Source organism: Enterobacter cloacae complex sp. ESBL7 (assembly GCF_041679625.1).
Taxonomy (GTDB): Bacteria; Pseudomonadota; Gammaproteobacteria; order Enterobacterales; family Enterobacteriaceae; genus Enterobacter; species Enterobacter asburiae_B.
Window position 1 is genome coordinate 1 of the sequence record NZ_JBGORN010000038.1, and the last position, 598, is coordinate 598.

Annotated in this window: 2 protein-coding genes; one reads left to right on the forward strand and one right to left on the reverse strand. The window is 61.5% G+C overall.

What is annotated here, in order from left to right:
- A partial coding sequence (locus tag ACERY3_RS25335; protein WP_373226799.1) for a hypothetical protein occupies positions 1–205 on the forward strand: 205 nt, incomplete at its 5' end.
- Between the two features lie 130 nt (positions 206–335).
- Here ACERY3_RS25335 and ACERY3_RS25340 read toward each other — a convergent pair.
- The coding region (locus ACERY3_RS25340; RefSeq protein WP_373226800.1) for an FKBP-type peptidyl-prolyl cis-trans isomerase at positions 336–598 on the reverse strand (263 nt) is incomplete at its 5' end.

The following is a 598-nucleotide window of genomic DNA, read 5'->3' on the forward strand; positions in this document are numbered from 1 at the left end:
CAGTTCCGGGCGCTTCAGTTTGCCGCCAGCCAGTCCGGCGGCTTATGACGCCCGGGCGACCGCATTCACTCAGGCCGGTCCGGGCGAAAACAATTCATCAATTTCTTCGTTTACCTGTAACTTCAGTGCGTTAACCGCAACCACTGACTCACCTGCACCGGATCCGGGCGTGCAGAAACCCGCCAGCGCCGCAGCACCGGATTGACCCGTGATGAATCAGGGATGTTTTTTTGTTCAGTTCAGCGCGGTAACATCCGCCAGTAAGAGAGCGGGAGGGCGCTGTAGCCATTTTTCAGCCATTCGGGAGAAGGCATCACCCCTCCCCCTTCAGGGGGTCAGCCTGACTCATTCACCCCTTTGACGGTGATGTCAAAGATGAGCGTCGCGCCACCCGGAACCGTCGGCGGCAGACCCATGTCGCCGTACCCCTTCTCAGGCGGCACCACCACTGTCAGGTGCCCGCCAGCACCAACCTTCTGCAGACCGATGGCAATGGCAGGCAGCATGGCCCCCACCTTCACCTTGCGGGCCTGACCGGCTTCACCGCTGCCATCAAATATCGTCCCGTCCGGCAGGCGCCCGGTGACCAGCAGGGTGG